Raw genomic sequence first — 15,852 nt, 5'->3', positions numbered from 1 at the left:
CCGCCCCTGCCCCTGCCGCCAGCACAGCGCCGAAACCGGCCCGCCGCCGAACCAAGAAGAAGACCACCCCGGCGGCCCCGGCCACCCCCACGCCTGCCACCCCCGCCCCGGCGGCCCCGGCCCGCACCGGGAACACGGTGGCCCGCCCGAACGGGCTGCCCTACCACGTGCGCAAACTCGCCGGGCGCGCCGATGTCGACGTACTCCAGACCATGCGCACCGCCGAAGTCCCGGTGCTGCTGTACGGGCCCCCCGGAACCGGCAAGACCTCGCTGATCGAGGCAGCGTTCGGGGACCTGCTGACCGTGCAAGGTGACGGGGACACCACGGTCGCCGATTTCGTGGGCGAGTACGCCCAAAACCCCGATGGCACTTTCGAGTTCGTGCACGGGCCGCTGGTCCGGGCGATGCGCGAGGGCCGGGTGCTGTTCATCGACGACGCGACTCTCATCCCGCCGACCGTGCTCTCAGTGGTGTACCCGGCGATGGACGGACGCAAAGAGATCGTGATCAAAGCCCATCGCGGCGAGGTCGTGACCGCCGCCCCCGGATTCTTCGTGGTGGCCGGACACAACCCCGGCGTGCACGGGGCCATCTTGTCGGACGCACTGTCCTCGCGGTTCGCGTTCCAAGTCCAGGTAGGCAGCGACTACGACCTCACCGAACAACTCGGGGTGGACACCAAAGCGGTCAAGGTGGCGCGCAATCTCGCCGCCCGCAAGGACAAGGGCGAGATCGGGTGGGCCCCGCAACTGCGCGAGCTTCTGGCGTTCCGCAAGATCGCCGCCGCCACCGATACCGACACCGCCGCCGCCAATTTGATCGGGGCCGCACCCGAAGAGGACCGCGCCACCGTGGCCGATGTGGTGCGCAGTGTCTACGGCACCCGCCACACCCCGCTCACCCTGGGCGCGCGCCTGTGACCTCGGCCCCGCATCCCACCCCGACCCCCGCCTCACCTGAAAGGACTCCCGCGATGACCGGACACCTGAACGCCGACCCGAGTGCCACCCCGACTCCCGCACCCGCCACCGATGGCTGGGACACGCTCTCGGCCGCATTGACCGCCGAGGCCCCACCGATCGCAGACCGTGACGACTTGGTCGTCTCGATCGCCCCTGGCGCTGCCCACGGGCACCCGGCGGTGTTCATGCCCCATAGCGCGGCCATCGAACTCGACGGGGTCCGACTCGGTATCGATCCCGCCACCGCCCGCCCCGATCGCAACAGCGACCGCAACCGGTACGCGGCGGTGTGGGGTGCGTTCGTGCACGAATGTGCCCATGCCAAACATTCGGTGTGGGAACGGCCCCCGGTAGCGAATCCGGCCGTGATCGAGGCCGCGATGCTGCTCGAGGAGTCACGCATCGAGGCCGCCCAGATCCGCCGCCGCCCCGACGACCGGCACTGGCTCCGCGCCAGCGCTACCGAGATCGTGATCGGCGACCTCGGTGGTGCCGATGCCGCCGACGCGATCCCGCCTACCCCGTATGCCGCCGCCCATACCGCCGCACTCGTGCTCGGGCGTATCGATGGCGGTGTCCTCGAACGATCCGAGTGCGCGCCCGTGGTGCTCGAGGTCGAGGCCATTCTTGGCACCGACACACTCGAGAAGCTGCGCGCCGTGTGGCGGCAGGCTCACACCGTGGCTGATCACGACGCCGCCGCCATGCTCGAACTCGGGCAGCGCTGGCTCGACCTCGTGGGACCCGACCCCCACGAGGACCCGGTCCCGGGCTCACCATTGGGGGCCGCGATCACCGACACGGTCGGCAAGGTCCGGCGCGCGGTCGCTGCCAACCCGGTCGAGCCCGACCCTTCCGAGGTCGCCGCCGAACAAGCTCGCGCAGCCGCCGAATCGGTAAAGCGCGCCGCCGCGCAGGCGGCCAAGGTATTCGGCAAGACCGCCTCTACCAGCACGCACACCACGCGCGCGCCGCGCGGGGACGAACAATCCGCCGCGCGGGTGCTGGCCCGCGCCCTCGACTCGGCGGCCACCCGCGAACGAGCCGCCGTGAGAACGACTTCGGCGCTGCCGCCGGGACGGTTGCGGATGCGCGGTGCGCTGGCGCGTGAGGCACAACGCGCCGCCGGGGCGATACCGACCGCCGAACCGTTCACCCGCACCACCCGCAAGATGACTCCGCTGCCACCGCTGCGAGTCGGGATCGCCTGCGACGTGTCCGGGTCGATGGCCGAGTTCGCGCAACCGGTGGCCTCGGCAGCCTGGATCATCGCCCGCGCCGCCGAGCTGGCCATGGTGCCCGCCTCGACCGCGACCGTGACCTTCGGGAAAACGGTCCGCCCGATCGTGTACCCGGGCACCGCGCCCAAACAGGTCACCGACTTCACCTGCCCGGACAACTGGGAAGCCATCGACAAGGCCATCGACGCCCTCGACGGTGCCCTGGGCCTCGCCCGCCCCGGCGCGAGCAGGCTGCTGGTGATCATCTCCGACGGCCAGTACTCGGCCTCACCCCGCATCAACGGCCAACAGCGGCTCGACGCGTTGCGCGCGGCCGGATGCGCGGTGCTGTGGCTGGCACCGGCCACCACGTACTCGACCCCGCTGGTCGGGGCGACTGTGCACCGAATCAGCCACCCGGCCGCTACCGCCACCGCGATCGGGCGCGCCGCTACCGCCGCCGTACGCGCCGCCACCTAACCCCCGACGCCCCGGGCACACACCCGTGTGCCCGGGGCAACCCAACCGCCCGCCCACCCTGCCCCATACGAACGGGCAGGGGCCGGGCGAATTCACTACGACAGCAAAGGAACTCACCCTCATGACCGACAGCCCGCAGCACCTCGCAACGACCCCGCCCTTGGACCTCGCCGTGGAAGTCACCTGCGATACCTGCCAGCAGAGCACGACCTTCCACGTCAACGAGGACCGGTTCACCGCGTGGCGTGCGCGACGTCTGGCGATCCAGAACGCCTTGCCACACCTGAGCGCGCCCGAGCGCGAGTTCATCAAATCCCGTGTCTGCCCGTCCTGCTGGACCGACATGTTCGGACCCCGCCCCGGCTGCTGACAACCCCGGGTGCCCCGGGCGCGACACCGCGCCCGGGGCACCGCAAACCCGGCCCGCACCTACCGCCCGCCCCCTTTGGTCACCCGACAACCCAAATCGCCCGAACAGGCGACAACGACAGGACACGACATCATGACCGACAACGCCCACACCCCCGCCGACCAGAGCCCGACCGAGACCGACATTTCCCCCGAGGTGGCCTGCCCGATCCGAGTCGGTGACGAGGTGACGGGCCAAAACAACCGCACCTGGCGCGGAGTCGTGCGCAATATCTACAACGACGACGGCATCGTCAAGTGCTCGATCCGAACCGCGACCGAGGGCCGGGCTCACGCGACCCCGTGGTCTTTAGCCCCCGCAGACGAGGAGCCGTCTGCCGAATGGCTCGACCGGATGCACGCCTACCGCAGTGCCGAACGCGACAACGCGCTCGCCCGGCTGCGCAAAATCCAGCGTGAGATCGCCGAGGAAGCGCAAGCGCTCGCCCAGCAACTGACCACGATCGCGGCCACGCTGCGCGCTTGCCGCTTCTACAACCCCGACACCCACGACGGCCTCGAATCTGAGGCCACCGAGATCGACGGCGGGCTCGCCTACCTCGCCGAAACCCGCCGCCACCTTGCCAACAGCGGGCTGTTCACACCCACGGAAATCCTGGAGCACCTCGCCGTGGACTGAACCTGAGCAACGACTCGGCCCCCGGGCGTGGCCACCGCGCCCGGGACCGAGCACCCGGGACAACCCTGGCAAGCGAACGAATCGACCAGCACGACAACCGCACTCGCAGAAATGAGGATCTGATGGCACTCGTACGAGAAGACACCGAGGGACTGTTCGTCATCGTCGGCGGATGGATCGCCCGCCCACCGACACCGCAGACCACCCACCCCCGCGCACGCGGGCTACCCCGCGCCCAGACCGCGCTCGCGGTCGGTGACAAACCACGCGCGAGCCATTCCGGGGGCCATACCGCCCGAGTCGGCGGGGATCTGTGGTTCATCGACCGGCAGGCGCGAAACCGCACACCCGCGCACAGCGCCAGTGAGCCACCAAGCACTCCCGCGCCGCACACCACCGGCTCCCGAGCCCAGACCACCACCAGGCTCGCCAGCAACACGTCCCCGGTCGCGACCACGACCGCGCTGGACTCGATCTATGTGATCGCCAATGCCGTCAGCGGCGAGCAGTTCGTGATCTACGCCCCCGGCGGCCACGACGAGCGCGGCATGTACACCGTTGCCCACGTGAGCGGCGGCACCGGCGAGATACGCCGCCCCCCGCGCATTCACCTCGTGCACCCCGACGACATCGCCGCCTACGCCACCGGGGCCGCCGACCGGATGCGCCGGGACGGGCCCGGGCACGCGGTGAGTGTGTGGCTCGACCGCACCACCGGCCCGCTGCACGAGCACCTGACTCGATGAACCCCGTCACCCAGCCCGCCGAGGTCGACTCGTCGTGGGCACGCACGACCCTCGACCGGCCTCGTGCTCGGTCCGCCTACCGGCCCGCGGTGAGGTCGCCGACGCGAGTCGCCCTCGCGCCGACGCAGGAATTGCGCGTGAGCCGAATTCCTCTCGTGCTGTTCGCATTCCGGAAATGGAAGAGAGGAATTCGGGGCCGGAATTTGTTTTCACATTCCGCTTGACATCGCACACCGTATCGAGCGTCCATGGAACCCGGAACGCCACCGCCCCCCGGGGAATTCGCCCCCACCGGAATGGCATTCCGTCCCGACCAGGACAACACGAATTCACCGAAACCTAATGTTGGAAGGAATCCCCATGTCCAAGAAGAAGAACACCGCCGCCGCGCCCACGGCACCGGCCGGACCCGTCCCGGACACCGCCGCACAGGCCCCGGAATACGGTTCGGTTGTGGTGCCCGTGCTGCGCAAACCGGCCACCCGGGCGTTGTGGGCGGCGCTGGGCAGCAACCCGGGCAGTACCGCCGCCGCGCTGGCGGACACGGCAGGGATCGCGGTGTCGACGGCCCGCCGTCTGCTGACGGGGTGGGAATCGGCCCGTGCCGTGCGGTCCTACACCGACCCGGAAACGCCCCGGGCCGCGAAAACCTGGTTCACCGCTGGATCGGCCGCGCCCGGACCCGCCGCCGAACCGGTCGGACCCGTAGCAGCCGCCCCGGAACCGGCCACGCCCGAACCGGCCACCCCGGAACCAGTTGCGACCGAACCCGCCGCCCCCGAACCGGTGACCCCGGAACCTGCCTCGGCGGAACCCGACTCGGCGGAACTCGCCGCGCCGGAATCCGTTTCGCTCGAACCGGCGACCCCGGACCCGACCGATCCCGCCGAGGAGGCGGCACCGGCCGACCCCGTGTCGGACAACGCGCCGGAGACGGCGGCAGCTGCCCCCACGGGCGACGATCCCGCCACCCCGGCCCCGGTGGCACCGGCTCCGGTCACCGAACCGGCAGCGGCCGACGCGGAGTCAACGGTGGAACGGTTGCCCGCCGGTGCGCTGCGCGGGCAGGTCGAGGACTACCTGCGCGACAACCCAGGAAAGGAGTTCAGCCCACACCAGATCGGAAAAGCGCTCGAACGGTCCAGCGGCGCGGTTCACAACGCCCTGGTCAAGCTGACCAAGGACGGGACCGCTCGCCAGACCGGCCCGGCCCCTAAGAAATTCGCTCTCGCGTCCTGACAATCGGGGCGATGCCGGAATCCCCGGAGACCCTAACTCCGGGGAGTCCGACACCGCGCCTCTCACTTTAGATCCTGAGAAAGGTGCTCGACCATGTACATCACTCCCACCCCTTCCATCCTGGCCTCTGCCCTATACAAGGTGTACGCCAAGTCCAGACAAGCCCCCGACACCTTGGCGCTGTGGCTCGATATCGCGGCGGAGGCCGCGCGTGAGCTCGATCAGCCGGTGCAGCCCGCTCTGGTGCCCTGGGTGCCGGTAGTTTTGCGGTACCAGCTCAATCGGATCGAGGGCGAGTTCTTCCCGTACACCGGTACGGTGCGGATCATGTCGGGGCCGCTGGCCGGTACGAGCTACGCCGACGCGCACAGCGCGGCGCTGGCAGTTGTCGACGCGATCACGGTCCCGGTGACGGACGGCGACGAGGATGGCTCCCGTGCCGACATCGAGACGGTGCCGAAGGTGTTGCCGTTGTGGCGGTTTCGTACCACCGGTGCGCCGGGCGCGTTCACCCCGCGCGCAGTGCCGCCCCTGATCTCCTGACCCCGCCTACCGACTGAAACGGCCGGTGGTGCCGAGCGATTCGCTCGGCACCACCGGCCGTTTCTCTGTGCGCTGTGGGGGGGCGGGGCGGGGCCTACTTGGTGCGGTCGATGGCCCCGGCGATCGAGTCGGTCAGCGCGGGGGCGGCGGTGTCGTAGCCGGTGGCGTCGAACACGGCCGTGTCGCCGTTCTGGGGGGCCGGAACGCCTGTGCCGGTGGTGGTGGTGCCCGCCCCGGTGGTGGTGGCGGTGTTGTAGGTCTGGGTGAGCGTGGGGAACCCGGTCCCGGTGAACGCGCTGGCGGTGGCCGAGAGGAGATCGGCGGCGATCGGTGCCAGCCCGGTTATTGCCAGGAAGGCGGCGACGGGGTCGCCTTTGGCGAGGCTTTCGGCGGCGGTCCAGGCGATCTCTTGGGCTTGGCCGATGTCGGTGGCGATGCGGGAGATGTCGAGACCGGCGAGGACACCGACGATCTCGGCGGCGATCAGGGCGGCCCCGGTGGTGTCCAAGGGTGCGGCCAGCTTCAATGCGCGGGCGACGAGGCGCAGGTCGAGTCCATCGGCCATCGTGATCAGGGGGTTGAACTGGTTGTTGAGGTCCCCGGAGACTCGGTGCAGGCCAACCACGTCCGAGGCGGCGATCAGGCCGGGCAGCTGGGCGAGGTCGTTGATGATGGCGGGCACGTTCGCGGTGAAGCTCGCGAGCCCGTTGAGGACGGTGATCACTTGGGCGAGCACCTGGGACGCGCTGAGTTGCCCGGTCGAGGCCGTACCGGCGGTCGTGGTCGGCGTGCTCGTCGTGGTGGTGGGGACCTTCACTGTGGTCGTGGGCGAGCCGGTGGCGGTGGTCGAGGTGGCGGTGGCGAGTGCGCGGCTCACCGCGGCGAGGACCGGCGAGGACTCGGCGGTGGTCGAGCAGTAGCTGTCGCCTTCGAGGCAGAGCGTGCGGACCCGCTCGGTCAGCTCACCGAAGCTCTGCGCACGCGGGCCGGTGACTCCTTGCCCGGAGACAGGTGTGCCGAGCTGGGCGGTCGTGGGGTCTCGGCGCGGATCGGAAACGAGCGCGACAGCCACGACTCGGGAGGCGGGAATCGGGCCCTTGCCGTTGCCGATGGTGGTGGCGAGGTCGCCGGTGACCTCGGCGCCTTGGCCATAGCCGGCCAACACGACTCGCGTGTCCGAGCACAACCCCGAGGCCACCGCGGTGAGTTCGACTCCGCTCACGGAACCGGCACCGGTCGCCGTCGTGGCGAGTGTGCGGACCTCGATGTCGCTGCCGTAGCGGGCGGTGAGCGAGTCCCCGAGCTGGGCGAGGATCCCGGGTAGGGCTTGCCCGGTGGTGGCCGGGGTTGTCTCGTAGGTGCCCGGTACCAGCAGTGCGGTCCAGCGCGGGCACTGGGCCCCGTTGCGGCCCGGTGTGGGTTCTGCGGCTGCGACACCGGCGGTCACGGTGGTCGCGGCGACGGCCGCACACAGTGCCAGGTGTGCGGCGCGGCAGGTGGTTCGAATGTGGTTGTGGTGCATGAGTTGTCTCCGTCCGTGCAGGGGTGATCAGGAGGTGGCGCGGGAGTCGTCGTGGGCGGGCGAGGGCCGCATCGCGGAGTAGTAGTCGTCACCTCCCCAGCGATAGGCCGAGACCTGGACGGGCTCGTTGAAGGTCGGTGCGTGCACCATCTGGCCGCCGCCGAGGTAGATGCCGACGTGATGGACGTCGGCGGCGGTGCCGTAGAACACGAGATCGCCGGGGGTGAGTTGGTTTTCGGCCACCGGTGTGCCGGTGTGGACTTGGTCGTAGGTGGTGCGGGGTATCGAGATCCCGGCGGCGCGGTAGGCGGCCTGGGTGAGTCCGGAGCAGTCCCAACCGCCGTTGACGTCGGGCCCGTTGCCTCCCCACACATAGGGCAGGCCGAGCTGGGCGCAGGCGAAGGAGATAACCTGCGCGGCAGTCGGGTTCGGTGGTGAGGCGGTGTGGCAGTCGCCGCCGGAGGTGTCGGTGGCGCGGTAGCGGGCGGCTTGGGCGAGGACGTCGTTGACGTACCAGTCGGCGTGGTTGTAGGCGAAGATCGCGCTGTACATGTCCTCGGGTGCGCCGGAGTCGCAGAGGTAGAACGCGGCAGCGTGGATGGCGTCGGAGGGGTTGTAGCGCGAGGGCGGACTCGCACCACCCGCCGGAAGAGAGTGCCGTGCGGTGACCGAGTCGAAGGTCTGGGCTAGGAACTGCATCGGCCCACCCGCCCCGGAGCTGTTCTCGCCCTGTGACACTCCCGGCAGCGTGGACCGGCCGTGGTCGGTCTCGATCTTGCCGATCGCGGCGAGCACCGACCAGTCCAGCCCGGGACAGTCCCCGGCAGCAGCCTGATAGAGCACGAGCATCTCGGCCGGGATGTCTTGTTGGGCTTCGGGACTCGGGGCGGTGCCGGTGCCGGTCGAGGCTCCCGGGGCGGGTGCGGTGAGCGCGTGGTCGAACACGATGACTGTGGTGACCACTGTCGCGATGACGACGGTGAGGAACACGAATCCCGCGAATCCCGCTGCGAGCGCCTTGACCAGCATCGCTACCTCACCAGAACTCAGAAGCCGGGGGGCTCGGTGGCGGAGGTGCGAGGGCGACGGTTCCGCTCAGCGGTGCCCAGGTCGACTCCGCGTCGATGCCGTCGTCGGGTGCGGTCCGGCGCGCCCAGACGGTGCCGAGTTCGTGCAGGTGCTTGCGGCCGGAGTCGGTGTGTAGCGGCAGCCATACCGGGTCGGCCGGGCTGGTCCCGGAGATCGTGCCGAGGAATTCGGCGGCGGCGGTGGCGACCGGCACCGCCTCGGGATCGGGCAACCGTTCCCAGGTCCGTCGTAGCACCACCCGCGCATTGGTCTCGCGCAGGGTGGTCGGCACCCAGAACAGGACCGGGGTGATGGCCCCGGTGGTGCGGGCGAGCTCGGCGAATCCGTGCAGCTTGGCCGCGACCCGGGGCAGGGAGGTGGTGCCGAGGTCGTATTCGAGGAAGAAGTCGAACACTGTCTCGCCGTGGGTGTAGCGGCCGTAGGCGTCGGGGCGGGCGAGGTCGCCCCACAGGCGCTGGCAGCGGGTCTGCGACCACCACCGAGACACCCGCGCGCTGTTGGCGGAGTGGGTGGTGAGGGTGGTGAGGGTGGTGAACCATTCGTTCACGCCGAGGGTGTGTGTCAGGTGAAGGCTGTGGGCGACCGAGAGCGTCGTTTGGTGGTTGTAGCCGAGCTCGCGCACGCTCACCCCGGCTTCCGCGGCGAGGATCGCTGCTCCGGCGGGGGCGAGGGTCCAGTGGTGGGGGGCGGTGCCGCGAGTTCGCATCGGCCGGAACCGGTCCAGGACCTGGTAGGTGTGCAGGATGGCCAGGCGGCGGCGGGCGATCTTGGCGGTCGGGAACGCCAGGTCGGCGAGCTGGTCGGTGGTCAGGACCCGGTGCTCGTAGACCATGCGCAGGACCCAGCGGTCGCGCACGGTCAACGCCCGCACCACCGAACTCTGCTCCGGGACGGTGGTCGGTGACCAGGCCGGGCGCGGGGCCCGGGTATCGGCTTGCCTGTCAGGACGCGAAATCATCAGTACTAGAGCCTTTCTCGGGCGTGGCAGGGGTTAGAGGCGTGCGGAGTTGGGGGGTTGGGCGGTGAGGCGGGCGCGGGCGGCGGCGGCGATCTCACGGGCGCGCCCGGGGATCGGCGGGTCCAGGGGACGGGTAGTGAGGGTGAAGGGGCGGGCGTTGCGGCCGTCGACGAGCAGGCGGGCGGCGGCGTGGAAGGCGTCGAGGTGCGACAGGTCGTGCTCGGACAACCAGGGCTCGGTGTGACGGGCCAGGTCTCGGGCGTCGTCGGGAGAGACGGCGAAGACGATTTTGTTGCGGGCATTCGCCGAGATGCCGTCCCTGAGTTCGCGGGAGAGCTGTCCCAAGTTCTGGTGCGCCAGCAGCAGAGAAAGGCGTAGTCCTCGGGCTTCGGCGAGCATGTCCTCGATCGGGGTCGAGAGGTTGAGGAAGTTCTGGGCCTCATCGAGCACCAGCGCCGCGTCCGGCCGGTCAGCGGCGGGCACTCGGGCCCGCGCGGTTACCGCCTGCCAGGTGCGGGCTACGAGCAGTGACCCGACCAGGCGTGAGGTTTCTTCCCCGAGCGAGCCTTTCGGCAGGCGGGCCAGACAGATGCCGCCGTTGTCGAGGATGTCGGCGAACTCGACGGTGCTGGGCCCGCCCGCGATGGCCGAGCGCACGAACGGCCTCAACAGGAACGCTCGCAGTTTGTTCAACAGCGGGCCGGTGAGTTGCGCGCGGCCGGTGTCGGAGAGGGTCTCGTAGCTGTCCCAGAACCCGCGCAGGACCGGGTCTTTGGTGGTGCGCGTGACCCGGGCACGGAAAGCGGGCTCGGTGAGCAGGCGAGGCAGATCGGCCAGGGTGGCGGTGCCGGGTTGCGCGCACAAGGTGAGCAGGCTCGCGCGCATGATGTCGTCGGTGCGCGGCCCCCACCACTGGTGGAAGATCCGGTGGAAGACGGTGACGAGGTTGTCGACGGCGAGATCCATTCCCGCGCGCCCGATCCGGTCGATATCGAGGGGGTTCACGCACGGAGGAGGGGCGGACGAATCGGCATCGAACAGCACGACCCGGTCGGCCATGCGCGAGGGCAGCCGGGATAAGACGTCGGTGACGAGGTCGCCTTTGGGGTCGATGACGATCACCCCGCGTCCGTTGTCGGCGTCGTCGAGGATGGTGCGCGCCAGCAGGGTGGACTTGCCGACACCGGTCGGGCCGAGGATGTGCAGATGGTGTCGGGCATCGGAGATCTTGACCGCGACCGGGCGGCGAGTCCCGGTGTCGGCCATCCCGAGGGGTTTCGTGTGCTCCCCACCGACAGGGATCTCGGGGGCGGGGGACAGCGCGCGGGCTCCGGCGCGTTGCAGGCCGGGTAGACCGGTGTCGGTGGGCAGGTGCGCGATCGTGGCGAGTTCGGGGACCGACAGCACGTCCCCCCGGCCGAGACGCCGCTGCCGGATCAACCACCCCAGGCGCAGGCGACGCCGCCGCCGGTAGAAGTTGTGATCGGTGCACGCCCCGAACACGGTGGCCAGGGCGTCGGCGCGACCGCGTGCCACCGCTCGCGCTTGCGCTGTCGGCGCGGTGTCGTCGGAGTCGGTGGAGACCGGGATCGAGGTGGCATAGCGGACCACGGTCTCCCAGTGGCCGCCACGCGCTTTCGCTGCCGCCGCGCGGGCGGCGGCGGCGTACTCCATCACGGCTTGGCGGTCGCTGCCCCTGCCCTTGTTGCCGCCCCCGGCCCGGGTCGGCGGGGCGGTGGTCGTGCCGGGCGTGAGCAGATTCAGTGCCTCGCGCAACAGCTTCACCACGATCCCGGATGAGGCACCGGTGCTCGCCGCGGCACGGGTAGCTCGCGCGACTCTGCGGCCGGTGACCGGACGGGCGAGGATCTGCACACAGGCGGCCTGGCCGGGGCCGAGATCGTCGGCGGCGGTGATCAGGTCACGCACGAGATCACCGGAGTGATCGGTACTCAACGGCAAACCCTCACGCCGTCCGAGCCGCAGCTCACCTCCGGCCACGATCCGCCGGACACCTTCTGCCGGGGCCGGTAGCGGGGGTCGGGCTGGGGTGAGGGTGTCGGTGTGCGCACCGGGCCACGCCGAGGCGATGGCGCGTTCGATGAGCCCCGGCGGGATCGCGCCGGGCACCCAGAGCTGGATCGCTGCCCCCTCCTCGGGAGTGACGGTGTACTCGAACCCCAGGTGCGGCTGACCCAACAGCACCCGTGCCCAGGCAGGGCGGAGTTGCCCGATGAGGTGCGCCCAGAAGGCGAGTGCGCCTTTGGCGTCGACCTCGGGTGGAGTGAGCACGGTGATCTGGCGAGCACGCGCATTCAGCCGGCGCCGACGCCACTCGCCCAGAGATCGCACCGCGGCGAGCACCGCGAGCACAGCGGCGACCACGCCCAGCCCAGACACCGACCCGAGGGCCTGCTCGACCGCTTCGCCGAGATCGGCCAGGGCCGAGCCGGGCGCGAGAAGCGCCCGACCCAACCACCCCTGTTCGGGATTCACGCGGCCACCGAGCCCGAGCCGGTCGCATCGAGAGTCGGCAGCGTCGTAGAGGTACCGAAGGGGAAACCTCCGCTCGCGCGGCGGCGCTTGGACGCGGCGCTGGCGGCCTCAGGCTTCCTCAAAATGACGACGTCCTCATGAGCGATGAGGTGCATCGGCAGCCCGGCGGCGCGCTGTTTGACGACGAAGTCGCGCTGGAAAAAGCTCGACCGCGCGACTAGTTCACCCTCGGTCAGGCGGCCCAGCAGGGCGACGCACCGCTCCACCGGCACGAGCCCGGCCAACTCGCCACAGGTGTAGAGGTGGCCCGGCAGCGGCACCAGCTCGGCGTGCTGACGCCACGGTCGCGCGGTGATCACGACATGCCCGCCGGGGGCGAGGTATTCGGCGGCCCCCGCGAGAATCTTGGTGAACCCGGTGAGCAGCCGCCCGAGGCCGACGTTGGCGAGGTTGCCCCGGTCCAGGACCGCGCCGTAGCGGTGGTTTCTCTTGCGAATCGGGTCAGCGCCGTTGGCGCGCACATGCCCGTGCAGGGAGTCGCCGTAGGGCGGGGAGGTGATCACCAGACTCGCCTTGCCACGCAACTCGGCCGGGATGAGATCGGGAAGCTTGCGGGCGTCGCCGTGGTAGACGTCGGCGTCGAGATCGATCCCGGCTTCACGGGCGAGCCCGATGTTGTTGCGCGCCAGCTCCGCCCACCGGCCCTCGTATTCGACGCCGACCGCTCGGCGACCCAGGTGCAGGGACTCGACGAGGGTGGTACCGATCCCGCACATCGGGTCCAACACGAGGTCCCCGGGACGGGTATAGGTCTCGACCGCGTGGGCCACGATCGCGGGGAACATCTTCGCCGGGTGGGCGGTGCTGTCGGGGTGGTAGCGGCCCCGCCGTTGCGCGGTCGGGGCGGTCTGGGCGGTGGCCCACACCGACACCGGCAGGGCGGCCGGGCCGGTCTGTGCGGGGGTCGCGGAGTCGATGTCGGGGGTGTCGGTGGCGTTCGCGTCGAGAGTCATGCGGGTGTCCTTCGCGTGAGAATTCGGGCAGGGCGAGGCGTGTGGGTCAGCCATGGGCGGGCTGGAGGAACACGAAGACGTCGATGTGCGCGACCCGGTGGCGCGCGACGGCAGACGAGCCCGGTTCGGCGGGCGCGGCGGTGATGGTGGTGCCGCTGACGGGTGCGGCGATGATGTGCTGGAGGTAGAGCAGATCGGCGGCTTGCGCGGCGGCCACGACCGAACCGGCCGGGTCGTTCAGGACGCCGGAGTCGCTGTGACGGCAGCGGGAGAGAACGACCAGCAAACCGCCCGGAGTTACCACTTCGGTCGCGATCGCGGTGACGTGCTCGGCAGCCTCCACCGGGTTGAGGTGATCGGCGAGCAGGCTCGCGATCACCAGATCCACCGGCTCGCCGGAGCGGTCGCGGTCGGTGGGTGCATCGAGGCCGTGGCGGTCCAGTTCACCGATCGAGGCCAGCGCAGCGGCGGTGTCGGGCTCGATGATCCGCAGCGCGCCCCGGGCGACAGGGGCGGGCCAGCTCAGCAGCATCACTCGTGAGGCCGGTTCGGAGAACTCGGCGATCGCGTGGGACAGGACCGGGTCGGGCCAGCGGTCGTCGGGATCGAGCGGGGCGGGCCCGAGCGCCCACAGGGTCGAGGGGACCCGCACGGCGGCGGAGGCGGAACGAGGACGGCGGGAACTGGCGGACAAGACGGCCTCCTGAGCGAGAGAGCGGTGTGTACTCGCTTACTTCCGCCAAAAAGCCGAAATCGGGACACCAGGTTCAAAACTATTTTCTGAGAATTTCATGAGCCGAAAATGACAGGCCGGAACACTGCCCGGAATCAGGTCGCGATCAAAATATTTTGAGAAATTTTTCGGCAGGTTGCCCATGCGTAAATGGGATCTATCCTGGATCTATCTGAAACATATCCAAGTCATATCCTGGATCTATCCTCGTATTCACCTCCGCAGGTAGATCGGCATATCAATCCGGATATGACCAGACATCGGGACTCTGGTTGAGCGATAGCGAAACGTTCGCCAGCTCGCCCAGGATATGACTCGGATATGTTTCGGATAGGTTTTGGGTGTGGTTTGGATAGATCCCGGATAGGTCGCGGATAGATTCCGGATAGAGCGGTTCGGTGTCCTTGTGAGGTCGAAAGTTATCGATCGAACAAGGAGAACTGTTGTGACGAATACACGCCCTGCGAAATATGCGGGACAACTCAAAAAACCGGGCTCTCCGCTATCGGTGGTGCGCTCCGGTTTCGACAGGGTCGCCGCGCAGGCACTTCCCACCGATCCGCACCCGGTGCCGACATCCGAGACCGGCCCCGCCGGTCCGGTGCGGACGTGGGGGCAACTGCGCGAGCGGCTGTGGGACCGGGCCACCCCGATCGCCGAGGTCGACGCGATCTGGGTCTGGCTGCTCGAACGAGTCCGCGCCAACGACCAGGGCGCGATGCTGGTGTGCGCCGGACTGGCCGCGCCGATGCTGTCACGGACCGCCAGCGAGTATGTGACGTCGAGCCATACGGCTCGCCACGACATCGAGTCCGAAGTGCTGACCGCGTTCCTGCTCCACCTCCCGCGCGTCGGTTTGGAAGCCCCGGGGGTGTGGCATCGGCTGCGGTGGGGTGCCTACCGCGCCGTCCTCAAAGCGGCAACCCAACAGCGAACCATGGCAACAGTGGTCGGGGACCTCGACCGCGACCTGGCCCCGTTGGGCGAGCGGGTGCAGGCGATGGTGTCGCAACCGGGCCATCCCGAGACGATCCTGGCCCAGGCCGTGGCCGCCGGAGTGATCTCCGCCGACGCCGCCGAACTCATCGCGGCGTCGCGGTGGGAAGGCCGTTCTTTGACCTCGCTGGCGGCCGAGCGTGGTGTGTCGTTGGGCAAGCTGCGCAAGCAACGACCCCGCGCCGAACGCGCACTGCTGGCATGGCTGTCCGAGCGCGCCCGCGACCTCGACCCCGAGCGCACCAGCACGGTCGAAGCCGAGGCGGTCACCGCCCTCGCATCGACCTCACGGTTACCGCGGCGAGGTCGCCGGCCGAACCCACACTCGACAGCCTCGGCGCAGTCGAGCACCGAGCACGGGCAGGTGGCGGCATGAACACCAACCAGACAAATCTCAGCGTGGCGGCACAGGCATCGGCTCGACACCGGCGGCGCTGGACTCGAGCGCTCGCGGTCGCGGGCACGACCGTGGCGCTGCTGGTGCTGCTCGCCGGATCGGCCTCAGCGGCACCACCGCACACCGACGTGCTGGCGATCGCCTCGTCGCTGGGGGAGGTCATCGACAACGCGCGCAACTGGATCATGGGGATCCTTGCGGGGCTCGCGACGCTGTTCTTGACCATCGCCGGTGCCCGTTACCTGCTCGGCGGCGGCGATCCGTCCGAGATCGAGAAGGCCAAGACCGCGTTCCGTGCCGCCTGCCTCGGTTATGCGCTGGCGATGCTGGCACCGGTCATCGTCGCCGTGCTCAAGTCGATCGTCGGAGCCTGACCGTGCACACCACGGCGCAGGCCCCACCCGCAC

Annotated in this window: 15 protein-coding genes; 9 read left to right on the top strand and 6 right to left on the bottom strand. The window is 69.7% G+C overall.

What is annotated here, in order from left to right; translation table 11 throughout:
• From ATM97_RS30005 to ATM97_RS29975, 7 genes are all read left to right on the top strand, one after another.
• The coding region (locus ATM97_RS30005; RefSeq protein ID WP_218721547.1) for an AAA family ATPase at positions 1 to 923 on the top strand (923 nt) is incomplete at its 5' end.
• A 53-nt stretch (positions 924 to 976) separates the two neighbouring features.
• Positions 977 to 2,665 carry a vWA domain-containing protein gene (locus ATM97_RS30000; protein ID WP_255588614.1) on the top strand — a complete coding sequence of 563 codons (1,689 nt, stop codon included), beginning with the start codon at positions 977 to 979 and terminating at the stop codon, positions 2,663 to 2,665.
• A gap of 121 nt (positions 2,666 to 2,786) precedes the next feature.
• Positions 2,787 to 3,035, top strand: coding sequence for a hypothetical protein (locus tag ATM97_RS29995; protein WP_218721546.1), 249 nt, complete (start codon positions 2,787 to 2,789; stop codon positions 3,033 to 3,035).
• 132 nt (positions 3,036 to 3,167) lie between these two features.
• Positions 3,168 to 3,713, top strand: a complete 546-nt coding sequence (locus tag ATM97_RS29990) for a hypothetical protein (RefSeq protein WP_218721545.1) — start codon at positions 3,168 to 3,170, stop codon at positions 3,711 to 3,713.
• 122 nt (positions 3,714 to 3,835) lie between these two features.
• Positions 3,836 to 4,459 (top strand): hypothetical protein, encoded by a 624-nt coding sequence (locus ATM97_RS29985; protein ID WP_218721544.1) that lies wholly within the window; start codon positions 3,836 to 3,838, stop codon positions 4,457 to 4,459.
• A 360-nt stretch (positions 4,460 to 4,819) separates the two neighbouring features.
• Positions 4,820 to 5,698: a hypothetical protein gene (locus ATM97_RS29980; protein WP_218721543.1), complete on the top strand. Its 879-nt coding sequence runs from the start codon at positions 4,820 to 4,822 to the stop codon at positions 5,696 to 5,698.
• 93 nt (positions 5,699 to 5,791) lie between these two features.
• Entirely contained in the window at positions 5,792 to 6,241 is a 450-nt protein-coding gene (locus ATM97_RS29975) for a hypothetical protein (RefSeq protein ID WP_218721542.1), read from the top strand.
• 94 nt (positions 6,242 to 6,335) lie between these two features.
• Here ATM97_RS29975 and ATM97_RS29970 read toward each other — a convergent pair whose 3' ends face one another.
• The 6 genes from ATM97_RS29970 to ATM97_RS29945 are packed head-to-tail and all read right to left on the bottom strand — an operon-like array spanning position 6,336 to position 14,013.
• Positions 6,336 to 7,763, bottom strand: a complete 1,428-nt coding sequence (locus tag ATM97_RS29970) for a cutinase family protein (protein ID WP_218721541.1) — start codon at positions 7,761 to 7,763, stop codon at positions 6,336 to 6,338.
• A gap of 27 nt (positions 7,764 to 7,790) precedes the next feature.
• The gene (locus tag ATM97_RS29965; protein WP_218721540.1) at positions 7,791 to 8,792 is read right to left on the bottom strand and encodes a bifunctional lytic transglycosylase/C40 family peptidase; all 1,002 of its coding nucleotides are present in this window, start codon (positions 8,790 to 8,792) and stop codon (positions 7,791 to 7,793) included.
• Positions 8,793 to 8,799: 7 nt separating this feature from the next.
• The gene (locus ATM97_RS29960; protein WP_218721539.1) at positions 8,800 to 9,810 is read right to left on the bottom strand and encodes a replication-relaxation family protein; all 1,011 of its coding nucleotides are present in this window, start codon (positions 9,808 to 9,810) and stop codon (positions 8,800 to 8,802) included.
• Between the two features lie 33 nt (positions 9,811 to 9,843).
• A complete protein-coding gene (locus ATM97_RS29955) occupies positions 9,844 to 12,306 on the bottom strand; it encodes a type IV secretory system conjugative DNA transfer family protein (protein WP_218721538.1) in 2,463 nt (820 codons plus the stop codon).
• Positions 12,303 to 13,319, bottom strand: a complete 1,017-nt coding sequence (locus ATM97_RS29950) for a TRM11 family methyltransferase (RefSeq protein ID WP_218721537.1) — start codon at positions 13,317 to 13,319, stop codon at positions 12,303 to 12,305. Before ATM97_RS29950 ends, ATM97_RS29955 begins: the two co-directional genes overlap by 4 nt.
• Positions 13,320 to 13,365: 46 nt before the next feature.
• Complete coding sequence (locus tag ATM97_RS29945; protein ID WP_218721536.1) at positions 13,366 to 14,013, bottom strand: hypothetical protein; 648 nt, start codon at positions 14,011 to 14,013, stop codon at positions 13,366 to 13,368.
• Positions 14,014 to 14,497: 484 nt separating this feature from the next.
• Between ATM97_RS29945 and ATM97_RS29940 the strand changes: the two genes are divergently transcribed.
• Both ATM97_RS29940 and ATM97_RS29935 read left to right on the top strand, forming a co-directional pair.
• Positions 14,498 to 15,424, top strand: coding sequence for a hypothetical protein (locus ATM97_RS29940; RefSeq protein WP_218721535.1), 927 nt, complete (start codon positions 14,498 to 14,500; stop codon positions 15,422 to 15,424).
• Complete coding sequence (locus ATM97_RS29935; RefSeq protein WP_255588613.1) at positions 15,421 to 15,819, top strand: pilin; 399 nt, start codon at positions 15,421 to 15,423, stop codon at positions 15,817 to 15,819. Before ATM97_RS29940 ends, ATM97_RS29935 begins: the two co-directional genes overlap by 4 nt.
• The last annotated feature ends 33 nt before the right edge of the window (positions 15,820 to 15,852 follow it).

The organism is Nocardia sp. MH4, assembly GCF_019266065.1.
Taxonomy (GTDB): domain Bacteria; phylum Actinomycetota; class Actinomycetes; order Mycobacteriales; family Mycobacteriaceae; genus Nocardia; species Nocardia canadensis.
This window is presented reverse-complemented; position numbering and strand designations above follow the sequence as displayed.

What these genes read in the sequence shown, in the direction of transcription:
- ATM97_RS30000 (WP_255588614.1), top strand. Translation starts at nt 977, where the DNA reads ATGACCGGACACCTGAACGCCGACCCGAGTGCCACCCCGACTCCCGCA.
- ATM97_RS29995 (WP_218721546.1), top strand. Translation starts at nt 2,787, where the DNA reads ATGACCGACAGCCCGCAGCACCTCGCAACGACCCCGCCCTTGGACCTC.
- ATM97_RS29990 (WP_218721545.1), top strand. Translation starts at nt 3,168, where the DNA reads ATGACCGACAACGCCCACACCCCCGCCGACCAGAGCCCGACCGAGACC.
- ATM97_RS29985 (WP_218721544.1), top strand. Translation starts at nt 3,836, where the DNA reads ATGGCACTCGTACGAGAAGACACCGAGGGACTGTTCGTCATCGTCGGC.
- ATM97_RS29980 (WP_218721543.1), top strand. Translation starts at nt 4,820, where the DNA reads ATGTCCAAGAAGAAGAACACCGCCGCCGCGCCCACGGCACCGGCCGGA.
- ATM97_RS29975 (WP_218721542.1), top strand. Translation starts at nt 5,792, where the DNA reads ATGTACATCACTCCCACCCCTTCCATCCTGGCCTCTGCCCTATACAAG.
- ATM97_RS29970 (WP_218721541.1), bottom strand. Translation starts at nt 7,763, where the DNA reads ATGCACCACAACCACATTCGAACCACCTGCCGCGCCGCACACCTGGCA.
- ATM97_RS29965 (WP_218721540.1), bottom strand. Translation starts at nt 8,792, where the DNA reads ATGCTGGTCAAGGCGCTCGCAGCGGGATTCGCGGGATTCGTGTTCCTC.
- ATM97_RS29960 (WP_218721539.1), bottom strand. Translation starts at nt 9,810, where the DNA reads ATGATTTCGCGTCCTGACAGGCAAGCCGATACCCGGGCCCCGCGCCCG.
- ATM97_RS29950 (WP_218721537.1), bottom strand. Translation starts at nt 13,319, where the DNA reads ATGACTCTCGACGCGAACGCCACCGACACCCCCGACATCGACTCCGCG.
- ATM97_RS29935 (WP_255588613.1), top strand. Translation starts at nt 15,421, where the DNA reads ATGAACACCAACCAGACAAATCTCAGCGTGGCGGCACAGGCATCGGCT.